The following is a 22,132-nucleotide window of genomic DNA, read 5'->3' as shown; positions in this document are numbered from 1 at the left end:
TGTCGCGCATTATTATATTGGGCGTGGTGAAAAGTATAAAACAATAACAATCTGCGTTGATATGTGATCACTTTAATAACGATAAGAATAATACTTGGTCATCTAACACCTAATTTGATAGCTGTTGGCATACCTGTTTTAAAAGCAGTGATAGATATGACAACGCAACACTATTGTTATGTTGTTGCTGTGTATTGGGCTTATTAAATCATTATCCAACCGTGAACGGATTTACCAATATAGCAGTTTGGCTTCATGCTAGTACTATTTTTGCTTTAATTGTTGGTGCGCTAGCCAATAACATTGGCTTTATTAAGCCATTAGTTATTTTAAGTTAACTTTATTTTTTAGCCACTGTTGCAGTTTAGATAAATTTTAAAGGCACTATCAACAAATATAACGAATAAATTGATCTGATTACACACGATTTAATGTGATCAGATACTTAATTATTATTGGGAGAATAAAATGAGTTTTTTAACTGAAAATTTTTTACTAGATACCGAGTTTTCTCGTCAGCTTTATCATGACTATGCAGCTGATCAACCCATTTTTGACTATCACTGCCATTTACCACCGGAACAAATTGCAAAAGATTATCAGTTTAAAAACTTATATGACATCTGGCTTAAAGGTGATCATTATAAATGGCGAGCTATGCGTACTAATGGTGTTGCTGAACAATTCTGTACTGGCAGCGATGTCAGTGATTTCGAAAAATTCAAAGCATGGGCTGAAACTGTGCCTTATACTATTGGTAATCCTTTATATCATTGGACTCACTTAGAATTACGCCGACCATTTGGAATAGATAATATTTTATTGTCGCCATCAACGGCTGAAACTATTTGGAACAAATGCAATGTAATGCTCGAAACTAAAGCGTTTTCTGCACGTAGCATTATGAAAAAAATGAATGTCAAAATGGTAGGGACAACCGATGATCCTATTGATGATTTAATCCACCATAAAACCATTGCCCAAGATGGTTCATTTGATATTAAAGTGTTACCAAGTTGGCGCCCAGATAAAGCATTTAATATTGATTCAGAGTTTTTTGTAGCTTATATCGAAAAATTATCTGCTGTCGCTGATGTGGCTATTACTAATTTCCAACAACTTTGCCAAGCATTATCAAAACGTATGGATTATTTTGCTGCGCATGGATGTAAAGTTTCGGATCATGCATTAGATGTAGTTGTTTATGAAGAAGCGAGTGAAAAAGAGTTAGATGCCATCTTAGCTAAACGATTAACAGGTGCAATGTTAAGTGCCAAAGAAACAGCACAATTCAAAACTGCAGTCATAATCTTTTTAGGAAGTGAGTATAACAAACGTGAATGGGTGCAACAGTACCACATTGGTGCGTTACGGAATAACAACTCAAAAATGTTTAAGTTAATGGGGCCGGATGTCGGTTTTGATTCTATTAATGATTCACCTATAGCGCAACCGCTTTCTCGATTATTAGATGCGCAAGCTAAGCAAAATGCACTACCTAAAACAATACTCTATTGTTTAAACCCGTCTGATAACGAAATTGTAGGCACCATGATAGGTAATTTCCAAGGTGAAGGTGTTCGCGGCAAAATGCAATTTGGTTCAGGCTGGTGGTTCAATGATCAAAAAGACGGCATGATTCGCCAAATGACACAACTTGCTCAGCTCGGCTTATTAAGCCGTTTTGTGGGTATGTTAACCGATAGTCGTAGCTTCCTTTCGTATACTCGTCATGAATATTTTAGACGTATTTTATGCCGAATGGTGGGGCGTTGGGTAGAAGATGGTGAAGCACCACGCGACATCGAATTATTAGGTCAAATGGTTAAAAATATCAGTTTTGACAATGCGAAAAACTATTTTGGTATTGAACTAAGCTAAAAAGCATTAAGTCGTTGTAATTAGATTAATTAAAGAAGAGTTAGAGTAATGAAAACATTAAACAGAAATGATTTTCCAGGTGCAAAATATACGACACGTGTTGTTCAATTTGGCGAAGGTAATTTTTTACGTGCTTTTTTAGATTGGCAATTAGATATCTTAAATGAAAAAACAGATCTTGATGCGGGCGTAGTCATTGTTCGTCCACTAAATACTGATTTTCCACCCTCATTAAGTATTCAAGATGGCTTATACACCACATTGATTCGTGGCTTAAACGAAAAAAACGAAGCAGTAAAAGAGTTTAGAATGATTCGCTCAGTGAATAATGAGATAAATGTCTATACTCAATACGATGAATATCTTGAATTAGCAAAAGATCCCAATATCCAATTTATTTTTTCGAATACAACAGAAGCCGGCATTAGTTACGTTGAGGGGGATAAATTAACCGATCGCCCTGCGGCTAGCTATCCAGCTAAATTAACCGCTTTTTTATATGAAAGATTTACTCACTTTGCGGGCAGTAAAGCGAGTGGTTTAATTATTATTCCGTGTGAACTGATTGATTACAATGGTGATGCGCTTAAAAAACTTGTATTAAAGTATGCTAAACAATGGAACCTGTCTGACAAGTTTATTGCATGGATCGAAAATGACAATGTATTCTGTTCTACACTTGTCGATAGAATTGTACCGGGTTACCCAAAAGCACAAATTGCTGAGCTTGAAGCTGAACTAGGTTATAAAGACAATTTTATCGATTCTGCTGAATATTTCTATCTTTTTGTTATTCAAGGACCGCAATGGTTAGCTCAAAAATTATGCCTTGATAAATGCAATATGAATATCAAAATTGTGGATGATATTAAGCCGTATAAAGAGCGAAAAGTCGCTATTTTAAATGGTGCCCATACAGCTTTAGTGCCAGTTGCTTATCTATCTGGGATTGATACAGTTGGTGAAGCAATGAATGATCCACAAATCTTATCTTATATTAAAGAGACTATTTTTGATGAAATTATCCCTGTTTTAGATTTACCACATCAAGAATTAGTGGATTTTGCCCAGTCTGTGATTAGCCGTTTTAAAAACCCATTTATTGAACATCAATTAATGTCGATAGCTTTAAATAGCATGACTAAATTTAAAACGCGTATTCTTCCACAATTAATCGCTTATCAAAAAGAAAAAGGTGTTTTACCAACCCATTTAGTTTTCGCATTTGCCGCATTGATGGCTTTTTATCGTGGGGTGAGAAACAACCAAACCTATCCATTACAAGATGATGCTACTTGGTTGGCGCGTTTTCACAACGGTTGGGCAAATGTAGCCGAAGGTAAACAAACTATAGATCAACTTGTACACACGATATTAAGCGATAAAGCCCATTGGGAACACGATTTATTAACTATTCCGCAATTAGCACAAACCATAACGCAATATTTAACGGTCATTACCCAAGATGGTATGCGTCAAGCAATTGAAAAATGCGTTGTGAGTAGCAAATAAAATGAGCGATGTAATGATTAAATTTATAAAAATAAATAATAAAGATAATGTTGCGGTGGCGTTATCTGATTTAGAAGCACATGAAGAAAATGTTATTGTTGATGGTCATACCATTGATTTAAAACAACCAGTCAAACAAGGGCATAAATTTGCCCTTCAAGATATAGCACAAGGTGACAATATCATTAAATATGGTGTGCCGATAGGCCATGCAACTTGTGCAATTAAAGCCGGTGAGCATATTCATTCACACAATTTAAAAACTAATTTAAGTGATATTGATGATTATAAATATCATCCTCAGATAGCAAATAATGACTCTTTACATGCCATACCAGATAAAGAAATCAATATTTATCGTCGTAAAAATGGTGAGGTTGGTATTCGTAATGAATTATGGATTATTCCGACTGTAACTTGTATTAATGGTATTGCTCAGCAAATTGTTAAACAATTTTGTGCAGAATTAAATAATCAATTAGAAATTGATGGGATTACCGTTCTTGAACATCCTTATGGGTGTTCGCAACTCGGGCAAGACCATAAAAATACTAAAATTATTTTACAAGATTTAGTCAAACATCCTAATGCAGGTGCTGTACTGGTTATCGGATTAGGTTGTGAAAATAATCAGATTTCGGCGTTCAAAGCCGATTTGGGTGACTATGATGCGTCACGAGTACGGTTTCTTATTGCTCAGCAAGAAGAAGATGAAATCGAAGCCGCATTGGTTCATTTAAGAGAACTTTACGCTGTCATGAAAAACGATAAGCGTGAAACCGGTCGTTTGAGTGAATTAAAATTTGGGTTAGAGTGCGGTGGATCGGATGGTTTTTCAGGTATTACCGCAAACCCAATGTTAGGTCTTTTTTCTGATTATGTGATTGAACATGGTGGGACTAGTGTGCTCACTGAGGTGCCAGAAATGTTTGGTGCTGAAAATATTTTAATGTCGCATTGCATTGATGAATCGACTTTCGATAAAACAGTTCAGATGATTAATGATTTTAAACAATATTTTATTTCGAATAATCAACCTATCTACGAAAACCCTTCGCCAGGGAATAAAGCCGGTGGCATTACCACGTTAGAAGAAAAATCACTGGGTTGTACCCAAAAAGCAGGGGGCAGTAAAGTGATTGATGTGCTTAAGTATGGACAAATGTTAACTAAGCATGGTTTGAATTTACTCAGTGCTCCAGGGAACGATGCTGTTGCCACTGGCGCTTTATCCGCAGCTGGTTGTCACATGGTGTTATTTACCACTGGTCGAGGAACGCCTTATGGTGGCATTGTGCCAACCGTCAAAATTGCAACCAATACACAATTGGCAGAGAAGAAGGTGAATTGGATTGATTTTAATGCCGGAAAATTAATTCAAGGCATTTCAATGAAAACAGTGTTAACAGAATTTATTGATTACATAGTGCAGGTAGCTAATGGACAACAAACTTGTAATGAAAAAAATAATTTCAAAAATTTAGCCATCCTTAAAAGTGGCGTAACCCTCTAAGACTAAATTTTTATTCAAAAATAAATCATGTCGTTAAGTCCTTGCGGACTTAATGCTAGGGGCCCGTTTTTTTTATAAATTATATAGGTATCATTCATGACGAATAAAAAAGAGAGAAAAATCACATGGTTAGTAAGATTCTCGTATGGAAGTGGTAATTTAATTGGCAGTGGCGCTTTAGCAATTAGTGGGGCTTGGCTGCTTTATTTTTATACCACTTTTTGTGGCTTAAGTGTCGTTCAAGCAGCATTAATTTTTTCTATTGCAACTTACTTGGATGTCATTCTTAATCCATTAATGGGGTTTATTACTGACAACTTTTACCAAACAAAAATAGGACAACGTTTTGGGCGCCGCCGATTCTTTATTTTAATTGGCATACCTTTAATGCTCATCTATCCAATGTTATGGATTGATGGTATGGGGTTTTGGTATTACTTAATAACTTACATCTTATTTGAAATCATCTATACCAGCATTATGATCCCATTTAATACCTTACCAGTTGAAATGACATCTAACTTTTCACAGCGTACTTATTTGACTGGTTCAAAAGCAATGTTTGGTAAAGTAGCTAACTTTTTAGGTGCTGCCATACCTGGCATCTATTTTTACTATTATAGTAAAGATTCAGCAACGCCTTTCTTATTAACGGGGATCACTTACGCAGCGATTATGATCGTCGCGTTGATTTTACTGTATTGTAATAGTTGGGAAAAACCTAAAGAAGAAGTAAAAGATGAATCTGTACATAGCTTTTTTGAAGCTATTAAAAAGCTTATTATCGACATCTTATCAACATTTCGTATTAAAACGTTTAGAACGCATTTAGGCATGTATCTATTTGGGTTTGGTGCTGAATGGTTATTTACCGCCGTATTTACCTATTTCATTGTGTTTAGTTTAGGTGAACCTCGCTCATTTGTCGCTTCAATGAACTCGTTAAGCAGTATTTGCCAGCTAGTTTCGACAGCCTTTTTTATGATGTATTGTGCTAAAAAAGGCTTTAAAAAACCGTTTATTATTGCATTACTCATTGTAATTTCATCGATGATTGGTTATGTCGGTATTTATTATCTTAACTTGCCAAATATCACTTGGATTGTTGTGGGTATTACCATTTGGTTTGGTCTAGGTACGGGGGGCGTATATTACATTCCCTGGAGTGTCTACGTATTTTTGGCTGATGTTGATGAAGTGGTAACTAATCGACGTCGTGAAGGGGTTTATGCTGGTGCAATGACTATGGCGGGTAAATTAGTTCGCGCTTCAATTGTATTTGTACTTGGTATTATTTTAAGTGCATATGGTTTTGAATCAAAATCTCATGTTCAGCCACAAAGTGCAATTGATGCTATTAATGGCATTATTTTATATGGTGTTGTTGGAATGGCACTTATTGGTGCTTTCTTCGCTTGGAGAATGAAGCTTGATCATGCAACGCATTCAATCATTATTAATGAAGTTGCTCGTATTCGCGAAGGGGGAAAAATGGCTGATGTTACGCCAGAAACTAAAAAAGTTGTTGAAGAATTATCAGGGATTGCTTATGAAAATTGCTTTGGCAATAACAACATTGGTTTTAAATCAAAAAATACCCAAGCAAAATAACATTCATTGAATAAATGGCTAGGATTAGCCAGTAATGCGAGTCCTGATTTTAGCCATATATCGTGAACTGTCCGCTACCCGATTAGTGGATAGTTCACAAAGTAACACGTAAAGGATAAAAAATGACGACTGTTTCAGTTAAAGATTTTGGTGCAATTGGTGATGGTACTACAATAAATACCTTAGCTTTTGCAAAGTCGATACAACATATTGAACAACGAGGTGGAGGAACTTTAATTGTTCCAGTTGGCACCTATTTTACCGGAGCTATTAAACTTTGTAGTAATCTAACATTAGAGATTGAACAAGGTGCAACGTTATTGTTTTCCGATGATGCTAAAGATTATCCCGTGGTCAATTCTCGTTGGGAAGGGGTAAAACAAGATGTATATATGCCATGTATATATGGTCATAATATTGAGAACGTAACAATCACCGGCGGTGGAAAAATCGATGGTAATGGCAAAAAATGGTGGCATACTTTTCGCAACGATCGCAGTAATCTTAAATACCCTAGACCTTATTTGATCGGATTTGATTTTTGCGAGCGTATCACGATTGAAAAACTATTTTTAACACAATCACCAAGTTGGACAGTTCACCCAATGGAGTCAAACAATGTGGTCGTTGATAATATTTCGATTCTTAATCCAGCTGATTCACCAAATACGGATGGTATCAATCCTGAATCTTGCCGTAATGTGAGAATTTCAAATTGTTATATTGATGTTGGTGATGATTGTATTGCAATTAAAGCAGGTACAGAAGAAACGGTTGATAAAAGCGCTTGTGAAAACATATTAATTACTAACTGTAATATGATTCATGGACATGGTGCAGTGGTATTAGGGAGTGAAATGAGTGGGTCTATTCGTAATGTGACCATTACTAACTGTGTATTTCAAAAAACCGACCGTGGTGTAAGGTTTAAAACCCGCCGTGGTCGAGGTGGTACTATTTCGGATATCACCTTTAGTAATATCATTATGGACGAAGTATTATCGGCATTTGTGATGAACTATTATTACTATTGCGGCCCTAAAGGTAATGATCCCATTGTCTGGAATAAAGCAGCATTACCAGTTAATGAACAAACACCCGCATGTCATAATATTAGTTTTTCTAATATTATTGCCAAAAATGTACGTGCTTATGCTGGATTTTTATATGGTATACCTGAATCGCCAATAGCCAATATTTCGTTTGATAATATTCGAGTATCGATGCAAATTAATGCGCAAGCAGGTGAAGTTGACATGTTTAAAGATGTCAAACCCGAAGCGGGTAAGGGCTTTTTTATTGAAAATGCCGACACCATTTTATTTAACAATGTTATTGTTGATAATGTCATTAGCGAGCCACTTAGTATCAAAAACAGTACAGGTGTACATGTTAATCAATCATTTATTAAACAAGACGGTAAATTATTGCCGCTTAATGCTTAATGGTTTTTCATCAAAATAACCGCGAGAATGCGGTTATTTTTAATTATTTTTTATGTTATTACGGGTTTGAATCTGTCGATTTTATCAAACGTTTTATCACTATTTAGAGATATTATTGCTAATAATAGAACAAAAATAAATCTGGGTAATTTTATTAAAAGGCTGTTGTTTATTATCAATCTTAAATAAAAACAACATATAATGTTGATAAATATTGCAGAATGATGATGTTTATTGGCTACTCAGTCTTACCTTCAAACTAATCTTTTTTTGTGCAAACAATCAATGGCTAGGTTTAAGGTAAATATTGTACTTTTAAGGCTACTTCACTTGTCACTTGTTAGTGTTACCATTAAATAGACCTAGTCACAATTATTTATATCCATCAAAGCGAACTTTAAAGGCTGAGAATGCGTTATTTTTGTTTTAAATCCCTTACAACTATCACATCCCGAAAAAGCATGCTTAATCCTATTTTGTAAAATAGTTTTAGGTTATTTAACAATCCGTTGCAAATGACGAACTTTTATCAAAATGCGCAACGAAATCAATATACTAAAAATATGTCACGTTACTGGCTATATCGTTAGATTGTCATTGGCATAATATTTTTAGTGTTTCATTTGTCATCCTTTTAATTTTTATCTCTGATTTATTTCATTTTGTTTGTGGCAACAAAATAACTTTGATGTTGATCACATTTATCTAATAAACCTTTTAAAGCTAAATTTTTAGCTATTCATACTCAATTTCAGTTGTTCACTTTTTAAAGGATAAATTATGACAAATACCTTCTATCAAAAGCCAACTTATTGGTTCGCTTCATGTTATAGCTTTATGTACTATGCAGCAGGGAGTTTTGTTTTTTCTTTTTATGCAATATGGCTAAGTAAGGAGATTGGTTTAACGGCTAAACAAACCGGAATTATTTATTCGTTTAATTACTTTATCTCGTTAATTATTATGATTATTTATGGTGTTTATCAAGATAAATTAGTATTAAAAAAGCATTTAATTTGGTTTCAAAGCATCATTATTACTTGCGCTGCGCCCGCGTTAATTTATGTCTATGAACCGCTATTACGGCATAGTTTTTATATTGGTGTCGTTTTTGGTAGCTTCTTTTTAGGTTTTGGTTGGGTTGCTGGTATGGGGTTGATTGATTCCTATTGTGAAAAAATCAGCCGTGCTTTTGATTTTGAATTTGGACAATGCCGTACTTGGGGTTGTATTGCTTACGCTGTAGGAACATTTATTGCTGGCATCTTAATTAGTATTAATCCTCATCTCAATTTTTGGGCGGCATCAGTAGTGGGTGTTTGCTTTATGATATTAAATCTGAATTTTAAACCGGATTTAAGTAAATCATCGGCAGCAGTCTTTCAAAAGAAAGATAAGTTAAGTTTTAATGAGATTATTTCAGTGTTTGCGCTTAAAAAGTTTTGGATATTTGTGATTTATGTGCTTGGTACTTATAGCCTTTATAATATTTACGATCAACAGTTGTTTCCGGTTTACTTTACCCAGCAATTTACTGATGTGAATGATGGTTATCGGTTATACGGCATATTAAATTCATTCCAAGTATTTTTAGAAGCAGCCGTGATGTTTTGTGTGCCATTTGTGGTTAACCGTGTTGGTGCGAAAAATGCCCTTATTTTTGCCGCTTTTATTTCAGCATCTCGAATCTTTTTAACCGGTCATGTCGAGAGCATTGCCATTATTTCAGTGATTAAACTGATGCACTGTTTAGAAATTTCAACCATTTTAGTGTCAGTATTTAAATATATTGATAACAACTTTAATGCGCGCTTGTCGGCAACGGTATTTTTAATTGGTTATCAGGTCGCAGGCTCGGTTGGGGTGATATTGTTTTCTACCTATGTTGGGCAAGTTTATGATACTGCTGGCGCTGCAACCACCTTTAATAATTTAGGGCTAGTCGTGTTAGGTTTTATGATTTTTGCCATGCTTTTCTTAAGCCGTGACAAAAAGCTCAAATCATCAGAAAAGTAAGCTAGTTAAGATTCATAACACGTTTTTAATTCGGCTAAACAAATTACATTTAATAAAACATATTAAGGATTCAAAATGAATATATTCAATTCAGTTACGCAGTTTCACTTTGAACAAACCAGAACCATTTCGCCCGAAAATATGACAGGTGAAAAAGGCAAATCATGTATGAAGGCCAGTGCTTTAGGACCGAGTCGAAAAGGGCAAGGCTGTATCTCAATCCCTGCTGGTAAAAAGGTGACCATAGCCGAAATAACGGGTCCTGCTGAAATTCGTCATATGTGGTTTACTTTAACTGATAGAACACATCGCGGAAGCTTTGTACTCCGCGATGTGGTGATACGCATTTATTGGGATGATGAAGCCGTACCATCAGTTGAAAGCCCAATTGGTGACTTTTTCTGTAATGGTTTTGGTGCAAGATGTGACATCAACTCAATGCCAATTGTCGTTAATCCAACAGGTGGCTTTAATTGTTATTTTAGAATGCCATTTAATAAAAAAGCCCGCATTGAAATTGAAAATGAGCATGAGGCTGATTTGCAACATTTCTTTTTTACTGTGAACTATGCGTTAATGCCAAAACCATTTGAAGCGCCGCTTTATTTTCATGCGCAATGGCGCCGACAACGCATTACTCAATACGCCCAAGATTATGTCATTTTGGATAATGTGCAAGGACAGGGTTATTATGTAGGGACTTACTTAGCCTTAACGGCGCTAGAGCGTTATTGGTGGGGGGAAGGGGAGTTTAAATTCTATCTTGATGATGATAGCGACTATCCAACACAACATTCAACGGGTTCTGAAGACTATTTTGGTGGCGCTTGGGCATTTCATAATCGCGACAGCCAAGGACGCCCAAAAGCGAAGTGTTTTCAAACACTGTTTATGGGTTACCCTTACCAAACCAATCGTGATGCAACACGTGATTTTTTCCAGACAGGTGATGCAAACCCTGTACATGGCTTTGGCGATGATGGTTTGCCGATGCATGGCTTATATCGTTGGCATTTACCAGATCCGGTGGCATTTCACAAAAATATCAAGTTAGCCTTTCAACAGATTGGTAACGATGATATAAGATTGTATGAACGTTGTGATGATATTGCAAGTGTGGCTTATTGGTATCAAAATCCATCGGCAAATCACAATCCTGCGTTCCCTAATAAACAACAGCGAACTCCGCGCTAAAAATAAGGTAATGTGGTTATGGCGAGTAATAAATTAAAGATCAATGATATTGCTCGTTTGGCTGGCGTGTCGGCAACGACCGTCAGTCATATTTTTAATAAACGAGATAAAAAGTATCGAATTTCGCCCTTAACTCGGCAACGAGTATTAGCGATTGCTCAGCAATACAGTGATCAATCTCATATTCGTCAATATTTAGTTAAAGCGAATAGCACTAATACTATTGGCGTTATTGTGCCGGATATGTCTAATTCATTTTTTTCGATGTTTTTACATCATCTAGAAGACTCGTTCAGACAAAAAAATATTCAACTCTTAATCACTTGTAGTCATTATAATCCCGAGGTCGAAATTAAAGTGGCGCAAAATTTGGTCGAACGCTGCGTTGATGCCATGATTGTTGTAACATCTTTAGATAGTGATGATTTTTATGTAAGCATTAACCAAAAGACTCCCGTTTTGTTTTTCGATCGTTATTTGAAAGATACCAAACTTCCTTTTATCACCAGTGAATCTGTAAAGTCAGTTGCCGATTTGATAATTCCTTATGCTAAGCAACTAAAAGAGTTTTATTTTATTGGGTGTGATATACAACTAACCTCGATTCATGCAAGACTTGAAGGATTCAAGCAAGGGCTCAAAACTGCGGGATTAAAGTTCAAACACGATTGGTTAGTCAGTGATGACTATTGTCAAAATAAAGGGTATCAGTTAATTAAAGGTGTTCATCAAAAATTAGGGCGGTTACCTAAGGCTATTTTTACGCCTTCCTGCAATTTATTGCAAGAGGTACTGAGTTATTTGGTCGAAATCAAAATAGATCCTAATCAAATTTGTTTATGCTCTTATGATTATAATATCTATCTTGACTACTGTTATTACCCAACAGATGCCATTGCACAAGATTTTCAAACCATGGCACATACTTGTGTTGAGGTAATCGATCGGCTGATTAACTTTAAAGAACTAAAACATCATGCCTTTTTTATTGAGCCGAAAATTATTCGCCACCGTTAGCCTAGCAATTTTTTTATGAACTAGACTATTAACGGTTGGCATTTTTCATAATTCGCGCTTTATCAACCTGCCATTGGCGTTCTTTAATGTCAGTACGTTTATCGTACTCTTTTTTACCTTTGGCTAAACCAATTTTTACTTTAGCCCAGGCATTTTTCCAATATAAAGATAGGGCAACAACGGTATAACCTTGACGGTTTATTTGACCGAACAGAGAGTTCAATTCACGCTGATTAAGCAGCAATTTACGTGTACGCATCGGATCGCATACTACATGCGATGATGCAACCGATAATGGCGTAATTGTTGCACCAAATAACCATGCTTCGCCATCTTTGAGTAAAACGTAACTATCACTAATGTTGGCTTTACCTGCGCGCAGGGATTTTACTTCCCAACCTTGTAGGGATAATCCCGCCTCAATTTCCTCTTCAATAAAGTACTCATGGCGTGCGCGTTTATTTAATGCAATCGTTGCCGAACCCGGCTTGTGTGATTTTTTCTTAGTCATAATGTGCGATATTATAGAGTTACGTGATACTATATGCCAATAATTTTATTTTTTTATTTTATTCTTATGGCACATGTTTTTCACGAAGTTATCGAGCCCTATTCAATTGAGCAAATGTTTGCGTTGGTTAATGATATTGCTCGTTATCCAGAATTTGTTCCTGATTGTATCGCAACTGGCATTATTAGCAAACAAGATAATAGGTTAACGGCTTTTATTGAGGTTGAAAAGTTAGGCTTCAAAAAATCTTTTACTACTGTCAATCAGATTAATGAGCCGCATTTAATTGAGATGAAGTTACTGCAAGGCCCTTTTAAACACCTGTCTGGTAAATGGCAATTTACGCCAGTGAATGATACTCACAGTAAAATTAGTTTTAGTTTAGATTTTGAGTTTAAAAATAAGCTACTTGATATTGCTTTTACCCCAGTGTTTAAAGAAGTTATGACTAACATGGTCAATGCATTTTCAACACGAGCAAGGCAGATTTATTAGTATGATAAATATTCAAGTTGTTTATGCTTTACCTAATAATGCAACTGTCATTGATTTAGACGTTGATGCACAAACTAATGTATTGCAAGCAATAACAAAATCCAATATCTTATCGCTATGTCAAATTGCATTAGATGAGCATCTAGTTGGTATTTACGGTAAGCGCTGTGATTTTAATACGTTAGTTAATGATGATGATCGCATCGAAATTTATCGTCCATTAATTAATGATCCTAAAGAGATAAGACGAAAAAAAGCAGCACGTAATAAATAATAATCAAAAGTGAAGGGAAACCGAATGCACAATCTGCTAATTGAAAAGATTGAAATGTTATGCAAAAAACGCGGTATAAAACTGACAACACAGCGGCGTACCGTTTTACATATCATGTTAAAAGCAAATAAAGCGATGAGTGCATATGATTTGTTAGATCTGTTGAAAGTGAGTGAACCGCAAGCAAAACCACCGACAATTTATCGCGCACTTGAGTTTTTACTCGAACAAGGTTTTATTCACAAAGTTGAATCATCTAACAGTTACATTGTATGCCCGCATTTTCACGACCCCGAGCATATTTCAATTTTATTTATTTGTGATAAATGTAAACAAATTATAGAAAAGCATTCAGAAGATATTGAAACACAGCTCAAGCTATTAGCACTGCAAAGTCAGTTTTTAATAAAACATAGTGTGCTTGAAATACATGGAATTTGTCAGCCGTGTCAGCCTTAATTATTACACTTTGGTTAGTTAATCTATTTTGTGATACTGTTGGACAAATTGCATTTAAATATGCCGCCATAACGTCAAAACATCAACAAGGTTTACACTATTGGCAAAGATTGTTTGGTAATTTTTGGCTTTGGTTAGGCTTTGGTACCTATTTTGTTGGCTTTATTTTTTGGCTGGCGTTTTTAAGTGAAGTCCCTTTGTCGCAAGGTATTTTATTAGGATCGTTTAACATCATCACCGTTATGATTGCTGGACGAGTTTTATTTAAAGAGCATCTAACAGCCTTTCGTCTTATTGGTATATTTTTTATTACTTTTGGCGTTATTTTAGTAGGGCTAACCTAATGAAAAAATTTTATATCATTGGTTTTATTTTGTTATTATTTTTCGATACTTTTGGGCAAACCAGCTTTAAATTAACGGCATTAGCAGCACTCCCCTTTGAGGCTAATTTTCATTGGTTGATTCGTATTTTTAGTCATGGTTGGGCTTATTTAGTTATTTTAGGCTATACAGGTGCTTTTATGACATGGATGATATTATTAAAAAAAGCACCAGTTGGTCCGGCTTTTGCAGCTTCTCATTTACAAGTTGTAACGGTAATGCTTGTTTCGATCGTGGCTTTTAATGAGCAAATTACAACCACTCGTTTACTTGGCGCGTTATGTATTATTATTGGTATTGTTTTTTTGGCATTAGCCGAACAACGATTACAGTGTAAATAATCGATTTTGCTGTTTAATTTTAAAGGTCAAATGTAAATTATAAATAGTGAGTGATATTTTATCTTTAAATTGACCTGTAGTTTTGGACATCAACTGTCTTGAATCAAATAAAACTAAACTAACCAGTTTTAAGCTTAAGCTCAATTTCTATTGTTCATACAGTTTTTTTAAACTGTATGAATATTGGTTATTTATATGCGATCTTTTTCCATCACAATTAGATAGGCTTCGCGTTTCCAAAGTAGAAATAAGCGTCTCATATCTTTTTCCATTGTCACCACACGCCAACCTTGTCTTGCATTTTGATTTAAAAAATCAGAGAATTTTTCAGCATTAGAATTCGCTGCACCAAAAAGTAAAGAAGATAAAGCACCTTCTTGGTAAATAACGACTTTATATTCTTTCATTGTATTCATTTCCTTTTTTTATATTTTAAAAATAGTGTCCTTATTGATAAGTAATATCAATAAGGACAGCAGTATATTATAAGTTATGCTTTGAAACAAAGTTAAAACAGCAATATTTGAGTTAATATTATGTTTTTTATGCGGATAGGGGAAGGTATACGCTTGAAAATCAAACGAATAAAAAGGTATTCTTAAAAAGAATATGCTAAATTTGTTTATCTAAATTTTTTAGCATTTCGATGATAGGTCGATTAGCATCGGGAAATTCATCCGCATTGAGATCTTCTTGATCAATCCAACGACTCGGTTGCCCTTCTTTGGCAAAAGGTACGCCATCCCACTCTTCAACTAAATAAGCATGGATAGTAATATCGCGATCATCGTAACTATGCTGGACTGTTTTTAAGAATTGCGCATGATGAATATGGATGTCGACTTCTTCAGCGATCTCGCGTTGTAAAGTTTGAAAAGGTGTTTCAGCAACTTCGACTTTTCCACCCGGAAACTCCCAAAAACCAGCAAGATGCGAGTCTTCACCTCGTTGAGTGATAAAGATTTGACAATCTTGTGAACGTATAATACCTACAGCAATTTCAGTATGTTTTTTCATAATCCTGTCTGTCTATCTATGAGTCAACTTGGGGAAAGTGATCCTTTCCCACTTTTTGAATGCCGACTGTTATCGGCAATTTATTTGATAATATTTTGATGATACTAAATTTTTACCTTAGTGAACAGCACCATGACAGTGTTTATATTTTTTCCCTGAGCCACATGGACAAGGATCATTACGCCCAACTTTTGCTTGCGCGCGGACTACTGGTTGCGTCGATGAGGTTTCAGCGTCATCTCCATCAATACTAGTAACAGATTCATGGCTCGTTTTCTGTTTTTCCATCAGCTTTTCCATTTCAGCTAAGCGTTGTCGTTCGGCTTCATCAACTTCCTCTTGTGATCGGATTTGAACACGACTCAGTACGCCAATAACATCATATTTTAACGATTCTAACATGCTTGCAAACATATTAAATGATTCACGCTTATACTCTTGTTTAGGATCTTTTTGCGCGTAACCACGTAAATGTATACCTTGGCGTAAATAATCCATTGCGGCTAAATGTTCTTTCCATAAAGTGTCAAGTGTTTGTAACATTACACTTTTTTCAAAGTGTCTAAATGCTTCAGAGCCAGCACTATTTTCTTTTTCAAGATAGGTCTCTTTTGCAATTTGTAAAATGCGTTCACGTAATGTTTCTTCATGCAGATTTGCTTCTTCATCTAACCATTTGGCAATCGGTAAATCTAAAGCAAAATCCGTTTTTAAAGCTGATTCTAGTCCTGAGACGTCCCACATCTCTTCAATTGATTGAGGTGGAATGTATTGATCGATTAACGCATTAAATACGTCATCACGAATAGAATCAATGGTATCTTTAATATCGCTATTATCGAGTAGTTCATTTCGTTGACGATAAATTGCTTTACGTTGATCGTTGGCAACATCATCAAATTCAAGTAGTTGTTTACGTATATCAAAGTTACGGCTTTCAACTTTCTTTTGCGCATTTGCAATAGCTTTAGTAACCCAAGGATGTTCAATGGCTTCGCCTTCTTTCATACCCAGTTTACGCATCATGTTACCAACACGCTCTGAAGCAAAAATTCGCATTAATGGGTCTTCAAGTGATAGATAAAAGCGTGAAGCACCAGGGTCACCTTGACGACCAGCACGACCTCGTAATTGGTTATCAATACGACGAGATTCGTGACGCTCTGTCCCTAAAATGTAAAGACCACCAAGTGCTATTACCTCTTCGTGCTTGGTTTGCCATGCTTGTTTAGCTTTTTCGATATCTTCAGGGGTTGGATTTTCAAGCTTAGCGACTTCATTTTGCCAGTTACCACCAAGCATAATGTCAGTACCACGGCCAGCCATATTGGTGGCAATTGTCACGGCACCTTTACTACCTGCTTCAGCTATAATCTCGGCCTCTTGTGCATGGAATTTAGCATTTAATACATTATGTTTGATACCCGCTTTTTTAAATGCTTGAGAGACAAGTTCTGATTTCTCTATGGAAGCCGTACCGACTAACACAGGCTGCCCACGTTTTACACATTCTTGTACATCAGAAACGATCGCATCGATTTTTTCTTTTTCGGTCATATAGACTAAATCGGATTGATCTTTACGGACCATTGGACGATTCGTTGGAATAACAATAGTATCGAGACCATAAATTTGATTAAATTCGAATGCTTCGGTATCCGCTGTTCCTGTCATCCCTGCTAATTTTTCATATAGTCGGAAATAGTTTTGGAAAGTGATAGATGCCAAAGTTTGGTTTTCATTCTGAATTTTAACATGTTCTTTGGCTTCTACCGCCTGATGTAATCCATCAGACCAACGGCGTCCATCCATGGTACGACCGGTATGTTCATCGACAATAATGATTTCGTTATCGCGAACAATATAATCCACATCTTTATGGAATAGGTGATGGGCTCGAAGCGCTGCATTGACATGGTGCATTAACACAATATTGCTTGGGGCATACAGTGACTCGTCACTTTTCATAATGCCTTGTTTAATTAGTAACTCTTCAACTTTAATTAAACCGCGTTCAGTAAGGTTGACTTGACGTGTTTTTTCGTCAATAGAAAAGTCACCATCACCTTGAAATTGATCAGAATCTTCTTTTTCTTGGCGAACCAAGTATGGAATAATTTTATCGATACTGACATATCTATCAGAGCTGTCTTCGGCTTGTCCAGATATGATTAATGGTGTTCTTGCTTCATCAATCAAAATCGAGTCTACTTCGTCGACTAAGGCATAATGTAGTGGGCGTTGTACTCGCGATTCTTTTGTAAACACCATATTATCGCGAAGGTAATCAAAGCCATACTCGTTATTAGTGCCATAAGTGATGTCGGCGTTATAAGCATCGCGTTTCATTTGCGGTGGCATGTTAGGGAGATTAATACCGACAGTTAGACCTAGAAATTCAAATAATGGGCGATTGTTTTCAGCATCACGTTGGGCTAAGTAATCATTAACCGTGACGACATGAACCCCTTTGCCGGTTAACGCATTTAAATAGGCGGGTAAAGTTGCGGTTAAGGTTTTACCTTCACCAGTACGCATTTCAGCAATACAGCGTTCATTTAATACCATGCCCCCAATTAGCTGTACATCAAAATGACGCATTCCAAAAACGCGTTTACTCGCTTCACGAACGACCGCAAAAGCTTCTTCTAAAATATCATCTAATTTGGTGCCATCAGCAATTTTTTGTTTGAATTCTGCTGTTTTTGCTTTTAGCTCATCATCGGTTAATGCTTCCATTTGTGGTTCTAACGCATTGATTCTTTCTACGCGTTTGCGCATTGTTTTTAGTACGCGTTCATTACGGCTACCGAATACTTTGGTTAATAATTTTAATAACATGATCTTTCTCTTATTTTTTCAATAGGATTAATAAGGTTTATACCTAAATATGGCCAATTTATTTTATTACGTTATCAATGGTTTAAACGGTAGCTTTAGGGCCTGCTCTAATGCCGTTATAAGGGGTTAACCGGATGACAATATTGGGACTGACATCATAATGATTTAATGAAATGGTTTGTTTATCATCATGTTGCTTTTGCACCAATAACAGTGATTGTATATGCGCTTTTATTGGCGTTTGATGATCTTGTACTATCGCTGTAATGGCAATAATACCGACTTGAGAAACCGTTGGCTGAGCAGGTAATGCATTTTCTTGATATAGACCAAATCCAGCAGCAATCACACCTAATAATAAGTGCGATAAAGCAGTTTTGATAATAAAGCGTTTGTGGAGTTGTTTACAATAGCTAATCACAGTCATAGTGGCAACATTCTAGCATTTTTTCCCAAAATTAAAACAATTATTGCAGCCGTGTCATTAGCTATTCTTGATGTTAAATGAAAAATGGATAAATGTCTGCTGTCTTATTTTTACTTGGTTAGATGTTGCGGCAGTAAAATGCTTAAAATGAGTGATCGATAACATCCACTTGCCAATTTATACTAGCAAGAGGGTGGTGCAGCTTTTGAGCTTTTGTGCCGATTATGAGATTTTTACTGATTTATTGCCTATTGCTAACACGCTTATTTCATCACAAAACCAAATTGTTTTATTTGGCGGTGAACTGCGTGATAAAAGCTCATCGGTTTTTGGTGGTTGAGCCGTGTCAAAGATCAATGAAATTCAGGTAGATGCTTGTTGTTTAGATATTGATGGCTTGAGTAATTTAAGCGGTCCTTCTTGTTCATCTTCTTTTGATGCTTATGTTGATAAAGCGATCATTGCTCACTTGGATAAAAATATATGTTAAGTGATTACACTAAATTCAGTCGCAAAAGTTTATATAAAATTTGCGAATGGCAAGCGATTACCGCATTGATGACTAATGATATGGCTGATCCTTTGCTAGTTGCAAAATTAGAGAAGCAAACACAAGTCATTTTAGGTGAGTAACTGTCAACGTTAATTAGTCTATTATTTACTCGATATTGTCTATTTTGTTACCGTAATTGTTGAAACTATTTTTTCTATTTGAGGGGGATTATTTGCTATAGATTGTTGATTTATCTTAATCGAAATAAAATCCCCTCTTAATCTTAATAGTCTGTATTTAGACAATTAAGAAAAGAGGGAGAACAAATCGATTATTTCACCATCAATTGCCCCATCATACCCAATGTTTCGTGTTCGATGATATGGCAATGATACATGCGTAATCCCGGCATGTTTTGTTGTATTTTCACAACAAGTGTTTCGTGCGGACGTAAATTGGTGGTATCTTTTAACGCAACAAATTCAGGCGTTGTTTTAGTACCATTTAATTCACGAGACTGTACAATAAATTGCGCACCATGTATATGGAAATTGTGATCCATATGTGAGTTGTTAACAATTGTCCACTCCTCAACATCGTGCAGTTTACTTTCTAAGTCAATTCGTGACATATCATGCCGTTTGCCATTAATTAAAAACAACATACCACCTCGAGGCTCACTTTTATCCATTACTTCGGTATATTCCAGTGATTTTTTAGCGACAGCTTCGCCTAAAGTTGGTACTTGTTTTAGATGAGTCGGTAAAACTACACTGGCCGTTTGAGTTAGCTGGAGTTGTGAAAGAATGATATTTTGCTCCGGCGGTACATTACCCATTTTGCCCCGATCGTATCCGATATTTTCCAAGTAAAGGCTGGCTGTTTTCTTCGGAACAATGACTACTTCAGCGCGTTCAGCTGGGGTAAGTAGTAGGGGGGTATTAAGTTGGTGAGGCGCAGCAATTAGGCCACCGTCAGTACCCACTAAATAAACATCACAATCGGGTACCGAAAGGTTTAAGTATCGACCTGAACACGCATTCCAGATTCTGACTCGGGTTGCACCTTCTACTTTTATATTTGGGCGGTAAGCGCCATTGATTAACACAAATTGTCCTTCTCGACCATTCATCCAGTCTGTCATCGAGTTTTCAGCAATTTCCCCTTTTTCTGTTAATTTTAAGTCGGAAAAGAACCAATGTTGCTCAGGTAGTGAAGCTAATGGATCGTTTTTACTGCGGACAATAAATGTACCGGCTAAACCACGGTAGACTTGTTCAGCAACGGTGTCGTGCCCATGGGGGTGATACCAATAGGTTCCAGCGGTGCCTTCAGGGATGGTAAATTCATAAATTCGACTACCGCCTGCTGGAATGGCATCTTGTGGATTACCGTCTTGATCTGACGGAATAAGCAAACCATGCCAGTGTACGGTTGTGGGTTGTGAAAGATCATTTTTCACTGTTATTTTGACCTGATCACCTTCAAATACTTCAATTTTTGGACCGGGAACCATGCCATTATATGCCCAAAATTCTGTCGTGATATCGGGTGTTAAAGCTATTTTTACTGGTTTTAAATGTAACGTTGCTTCAAAGACACCAGCTTGGTTACTGGTATTTGTTAAATTGGTGAGCTCAGGTAAATTTTTACCCTGTTTCAGTGCTGAAGTCGATAACAGTTTTTGTGGCATTGTGTTATTCATATTCATGTTCATATGATCGTGCATATTCCCCTCCGTATTACAGTTATCAGAATTAACTTCACAAACGTTTTCAGACATTGATGCGTGATTCATTTTGGCGATAGCTTTAGTGGCAAACAATCCACCTAAGGCGGCGGTAAAACTGATGATAAAATTTCGACGTTTCATAATATTCCTTTAAAATATAGTTAGTTAAATAAAATAACCATTTATTCAAAACAATGTGATAAAAAGCCTCACATAAGGTGCTTTTTATTGCGTTATTGACTGTGAATTACTTACTTCTTGTGTTTGATAAATACTATTAAGCAATTTTTGGTGGTTTTAACTCAGGAATACTTTCTTTATATACAGGTATAAATGTTATTGGTCGGTACTGTTTACTTTTAATGGCATAATCAAAGGAAAAAAAATAGTTAGTAACAAGTGAGCTACATGTTGGGCAGTGGTTTAGTTGTTGATATTTGTTTGGGATTGATGAGTTGGGATTAGATTGAGTCGTATTATGGTGACACTTGCTCTCTTTTAGGTTAAATGCCGTTTGATGTGCCAAGTTACAACGCGTAGAAGATTGGAAATAATTTTTAGACAAATGCCATGTAGAAACACTCAGCAAAAATACAAGTATTGCGGATAATGCAATAATAGTATAAGCCTTATTGTTGATTCTTAATGACATATTCTATCTCACTATTCATCTAACAAACTATTTGTTTATTCTACCCGAAAAAGGAGTAAATTTATACTTTTTTACAGATACTAATAACGGTTGTTACTTAAACAAAAATAAACAGCACCTCAACATTTTAAGTTAACGACCTAAATAGCCACATATTTTTTCCTAACTTTGAATCTAACTTGATATTTTAGATAGTATTTTTTATTCATCGTCAAAAGCACTTTCTCTGATCCTGATACTATCGGTAATATCACGCCAAATCACCATTAATTGGTCTTCGTCGTAGGTGGGAATACTATCATCGGTGGGTATCTTATA

At 35.9% G+C, this 22,132-nt stretch carries 23 protein-coding genes; 16 read left to right on the top strand and 7 right to left on the bottom strand.

Translation table 11 applies throughout. The features are described from left to right. The first annotated feature begins 468 nt into the window (after positions 1–468). The 8 genes from uxaC to J3U63_RS03280 all read left to right on the top strand — a co-directional run bounded on the left by uxaC (position 469) and on the right by J3U63_RS03280 (position 12,189). On the top strand, positions 469–1,881 hold the full coding sequence (gene uxaC, locus J3U63_RS03315) for a glucuronate isomerase (protein WP_267370424.1): 1,413 nt from the start codon (positions 469–471) through the stop codon (positions 1,879–1,881). Positions 1,882–1,929: 48 nt separating this feature from the next. Continuing rightward, positions 1,930–3,393 carry a tagaturonate reductase gene (locus J3U63_RS03310; RefSeq protein WP_267348366.1) on the top strand — a complete coding sequence of 488 codons (1,464 nt, stop codon included), beginning with the start codon at positions 1,930–1,932 and terminating at the stop codon, positions 3,391–3,393. Positions 3,394–3,409: 16 nt separating this feature from the next. Beyond that, positions 3,410–4,906: an altronate dehydratase family protein gene (locus J3U63_RS03305; RefSeq protein ID WP_267370459.1), complete on the top strand. Its 1,497-nt coding sequence runs from the start codon at positions 3,410–3,412 to the stop codon at positions 4,904–4,906. A 96-nt stretch (positions 4,907–5,002) separates the two neighbouring features. Then, on the top strand, positions 5,003–6,517 hold the full coding sequence (locus J3U63_RS03300; protein ID WP_267333757.1) for an MFS transporter: 1,515 nt from the start codon (positions 5,003–5,005) through the stop codon (positions 6,515–6,517). A gap of 122 nt (positions 6,518–6,639) precedes the next feature. Beyond that, a complete protein-coding gene (locus J3U63_RS03295; protein WP_267370423.1) occupies positions 6,640–7,962 on the top strand; it encodes a glycoside hydrolase family 28 protein in 1,323 nt (440 codons plus the stop codon). A gap of 780 nt (positions 7,963–8,742) precedes the next feature. Next, complete coding sequence (locus J3U63_RS03290; RefSeq protein WP_267333755.1) at positions 8,743–9,978, top strand: oligosaccharide MFS transporter; 1,236 nt, start codon at positions 8,743–8,745, stop codon at positions 9,976–9,978. Positions 9,979–10,053: 75 nt separating this feature from the next. Further along, positions 10,054–11,172 carry a glycoside hydrolase family 172 protein gene (locus J3U63_RS03285; protein WP_267333754.1) on the top strand — a complete coding sequence of 373 codons (1,119 nt, stop codon included), beginning with the start codon at positions 10,054–10,056 and terminating at the stop codon, positions 11,170–11,172. 18 nt (positions 11,173–11,190) lie between these two features. Beyond that, positions 11,191–12,189 (top strand): substrate-binding domain-containing protein, encoded by a 999-nt coding sequence (locus J3U63_RS03280; RefSeq protein WP_267370422.1) that lies wholly within the window; start codon positions 11,191–11,193, stop codon positions 12,187–12,189. Between the two features lie 28 nt (positions 12,190–12,217). Here the strand turns inward: J3U63_RS03280 and smpB are convergent, their stop codons facing one another. Continuing rightward, positions 12,218–12,700 (bottom strand): SsrA-binding protein SmpB, encoded by a 483-nt coding sequence (smpB, locus tag J3U63_RS03275; RefSeq protein ID WP_065798905.1) that lies wholly within the window; start codon positions 12,698–12,700, stop codon positions 12,218–12,220. A 33-nt stretch (positions 12,701–12,733) separates the two neighbouring features. Between smpB and J3U63_RS03270 the strand changes: the two genes are divergently transcribed. The 5 genes from J3U63_RS03270 to J3U63_RS03250 are packed head-to-tail and all read left to right on the top strand — an operon-like array spanning position 12,734 to position 14,652. Then, positions 12,734–13,195 (top strand): type II toxin-antitoxin system RatA family toxin, encoded by a 462-nt coding sequence (locus J3U63_RS03270; RefSeq protein WP_267343654.1) that lies wholly within the window; start codon positions 12,734–12,736, stop codon positions 13,193–13,195. Position 13,196: 1 nt separating this feature from the next. Next, complete coding sequence (locus J3U63_RS03265) at positions 13,197–13,469, top strand: RnfH family protein (protein WP_267370421.1); 273 nt, start codon at positions 13,197–13,199, stop codon at positions 13,467–13,469. A 24-nt stretch (positions 13,470–13,493) separates the two neighbouring features. After that, positions 13,494–13,928: a zinc uptake transcriptional repressor Zur gene (gene zur / locus J3U63_RS03260; RefSeq protein ID WP_065633135.1), complete on the top strand. Its 435-nt coding sequence runs from the start codon at positions 13,494–13,496 to the stop codon at positions 13,926–13,928. Next, the gene (locus J3U63_RS03255; RefSeq protein WP_267333750.1) at positions 13,916–14,272 is read left to right on the top strand and encodes an EamA family transporter; all 357 of its coding nucleotides are present in this window, start codon (positions 13,916–13,918) and stop codon (positions 14,270–14,272) included. The genes zur and J3U63_RS03255 overlap by 13 nt, the downstream gene beginning before the upstream one ends. Next, positions 14,272–14,652 carry a DMT family transporter gene (locus J3U63_RS03250; RefSeq protein ID WP_267343652.1) on the top strand — a complete coding sequence of 127 codons (381 nt, stop codon included), beginning with the start codon at positions 14,272–14,274 and terminating at the stop codon, positions 14,650–14,652. Before J3U63_RS03255 ends, J3U63_RS03250 begins: the two co-directional genes overlap by 1 nt. A gap of 191 nt (positions 14,653–14,843) precedes the next feature. On the opposite strand, the gene J3U63_RS03245 is transcribed toward J3U63_RS03250, so the two are convergent. The 4 genes from J3U63_RS03245 to J3U63_RS03230 form a co-directional block, all read right to left on the bottom strand. After that, complete coding sequence (locus J3U63_RS03245; RefSeq protein ID WP_065633138.1) at positions 14,844–15,059, bottom strand: DUF4177 domain-containing protein; 216 nt, start codon at positions 15,057–15,059, stop codon at positions 14,844–14,846. A gap of 205 nt (positions 15,060–15,264) precedes the next feature. After that, positions 15,265–15,669, bottom strand: coding sequence for an 8-oxo-dGTP diphosphatase MutT (gene mutT, locus J3U63_RS03240; protein WP_065633139.1), 405 nt, complete (start codon positions 15,667–15,669; stop codon positions 15,265–15,267). 117 nt (positions 15,670–15,786) lie between these two features. Continuing rightward, positions 15,787–18,510, bottom strand: a complete 2,724-nt coding sequence (secA, locus tag J3U63_RS03235; RefSeq protein ID WP_267370420.1) for a preprotein translocase subunit SecA — start codon at positions 18,508–18,510, stop codon at positions 15,787–15,789. Between the two features lie 82 nt (positions 18,511–18,592). Further along, entirely contained in the window at positions 18,593–18,937 is a 345-nt protein-coding gene (locus J3U63_RS03230; protein WP_267348362.1) for a hypothetical protein, read from the bottom strand. A 205-nt stretch (positions 18,938–19,142) separates the two neighbouring features. Here J3U63_RS03230 and J3U63_RS03225 point away from each other — a divergent pair, with 205 nt between their 5' ends. From J3U63_RS03225 to J3U63_RS03215, 3 genes are read left to right on the top strand one after another with little or no spacing between them, the layout of a single operon-like run. Next, a complete protein-coding gene (locus J3U63_RS03225; RefSeq protein WP_267343649.1) occupies positions 19,143–19,277 on the top strand; it encodes a hypothetical protein in 135 nt (44 codons plus the stop codon). 3 nt (positions 19,278–19,280) lie between these two features. Beyond that, entirely contained in the window at positions 19,281–19,427 is a 147-nt protein-coding gene (locus tag J3U63_RS03220; RefSeq protein ID WP_267343648.1) for a hypothetical protein, read from the top strand. Further along, entirely contained in the window at positions 19,421–19,570 is a 150-nt protein-coding gene (locus J3U63_RS03215) for a hypothetical protein (protein ID WP_267343647.1), read from the top strand. Before J3U63_RS03220 ends, J3U63_RS03215 begins: the two co-directional genes overlap by 7 nt. 191 nt (positions 19,571–19,761) lie before the next feature. Here J3U63_RS03215 and J3U63_RS03210 read toward each other — a convergent pair whose 3' ends face one another. Beyond that, on the bottom strand, positions 19,762–21,303 hold the full coding sequence (locus J3U63_RS03210; RefSeq protein ID WP_267370419.1) for a multicopper oxidase family protein: 1,542 nt from the start codon (positions 21,301–21,303) through the stop codon (positions 19,762–19,764). A gap of 136 nt (positions 21,304–21,439) precedes the next feature. Further along, on the bottom strand, positions 21,440–21,814 hold the full coding sequence (locus tag J3U63_RS03205) for a hypothetical protein (protein ID WP_267370418.1): 375 nt from the start codon (positions 21,812–21,814) through the stop codon (positions 21,440–21,442). Positions 21,815–22,132 lie beyond the last annotated feature (318 nt).

This window comes from Gilliamella sp. B2838 (assembly GCF_026536185.1).
Lineage (GTDB): Bacteria > Pseudomonadota > Gammaproteobacteria > Enterobacterales > Orbaceae > Gilliamella.
This window is presented reverse-complemented; position numbering and strand designations above follow the sequence as displayed.

What these genes read in the sequence shown, in the direction of transcription:
- uxaC (WP_267370424.1), top strand. Translation starts at nt 469, where the DNA reads ATGAGTTTTTTAACTGAAAATTTTTTACTAGATACCGAGTTTTCTCGT.
- J3U63_RS03310 (WP_267348366.1), top strand. Translation starts at nt 1,930, where the DNA reads ATGAAAACATTAAACAGAAATGATTTTCCAGGTGCAAAATATACGACA.
- J3U63_RS03300 (WP_267333757.1), top strand. Translation starts at nt 5,003, where the DNA reads ATGACGAATAAAAAAGAGAGAAAAATCACATGGTTAGTAAGATTCTCG.
- J3U63_RS03295 (WP_267370423.1), top strand. Translation starts at nt 6,640, where the DNA reads ATGACGACTGTTTCAGTTAAAGATTTTGGTGCAATTGGTGATGGTACT.
- J3U63_RS03290 (WP_267333755.1), top strand. Translation starts at nt 8,743, where the DNA reads ATGACAAATACCTTCTATCAAAAGCCAACTTATTGGTTCGCTTCATGT.
- J3U63_RS03285 (WP_267333754.1), top strand. Translation starts at nt 10,054, where the DNA reads ATGAATATATTCAATTCAGTTACGCAGTTTCACTTTGAACAAACCAGA.
- J3U63_RS03280 (WP_267370422.1), top strand. Translation starts at nt 11,191, where the DNA reads ATGGCGAGTAATAAATTAAAGATCAATGATATTGCTCGTTTGGCTGGC.
- smpB (WP_065798905.1), bottom strand. Translation starts at nt 12,700, where the DNA reads ATGACTAAGAAAAAATCACACAAGCCGGGTTCGGCAACGATTGCATTA.
- J3U63_RS03270 (WP_267343654.1), top strand. Translation starts at nt 12,734, where the DNA reads ATGCCAATAATTTTATTTTTTTATTTTATTCTTATGGCACATGTTTTT.
- J3U63_RS03265 (WP_267370421.1), top strand. Translation starts at nt 13,197, where the DNA reads ATGATAAATATTCAAGTTGTTTATGCTTTACCTAATAATGCAACTGTC.
- zur (WP_065633135.1), top strand. Translation starts at nt 13,494, where the DNA reads ATGCACAATCTGCTAATTGAAAAGATTGAAATGTTATGCAAAAAACGC.
- J3U63_RS03250 (WP_267343652.1), top strand. Translation starts at nt 14,272, where the DNA reads ATGAAAAAATTTTATATCATTGGTTTTATTTTGTTATTATTTTTCGAT.
- J3U63_RS03245 (WP_065633138.1), bottom strand. Translation starts at nt 15,059, where the DNA reads ATGAAAGAATATAAAGTCGTTATTTACCAAGAAGGTGCTTTATCTTCT.
- mutT (WP_065633139.1), bottom strand. Translation starts at nt 15,669, where the DNA reads ATGAAAAAACATACTGAAATTGCTGTAGGTATTATACGTTCACAAGAT.
- secA (WP_267370420.1), bottom strand. Translation starts at nt 18,510, where the DNA reads ATGTTATTAAAATTATTAACCAAAGTATTCGGTAGCCGTAATGAACGC.
- J3U63_RS03230 (WP_267348362.1), bottom strand. Translation starts at nt 18,937, where the DNA reads ATGACTGTGATTAGCTATTGTAAACAACTCCACAAACGCTTTATTATC.
- J3U63_RS03215 (WP_267343647.1), top strand. Translation starts at nt 19,421, where the DNA reads ATGTTAAGTGATTACACTAAATTCAGTCGCAAAAGTTTATATAAAATT.
- J3U63_RS03210 (WP_267370419.1), bottom strand. Translation starts at nt 21,303, where the DNA reads ATGAAACGTCGAAATTTTATCATCAGTTTTACCGCCGCCTTAGGTGGA.
- J3U63_RS03205 (WP_267370418.1), bottom strand. Translation starts at nt 21,814, where the DNA reads ATGTCATTAAGAATCAACAATAAGGCTTATACTATTATTGCATTATCC.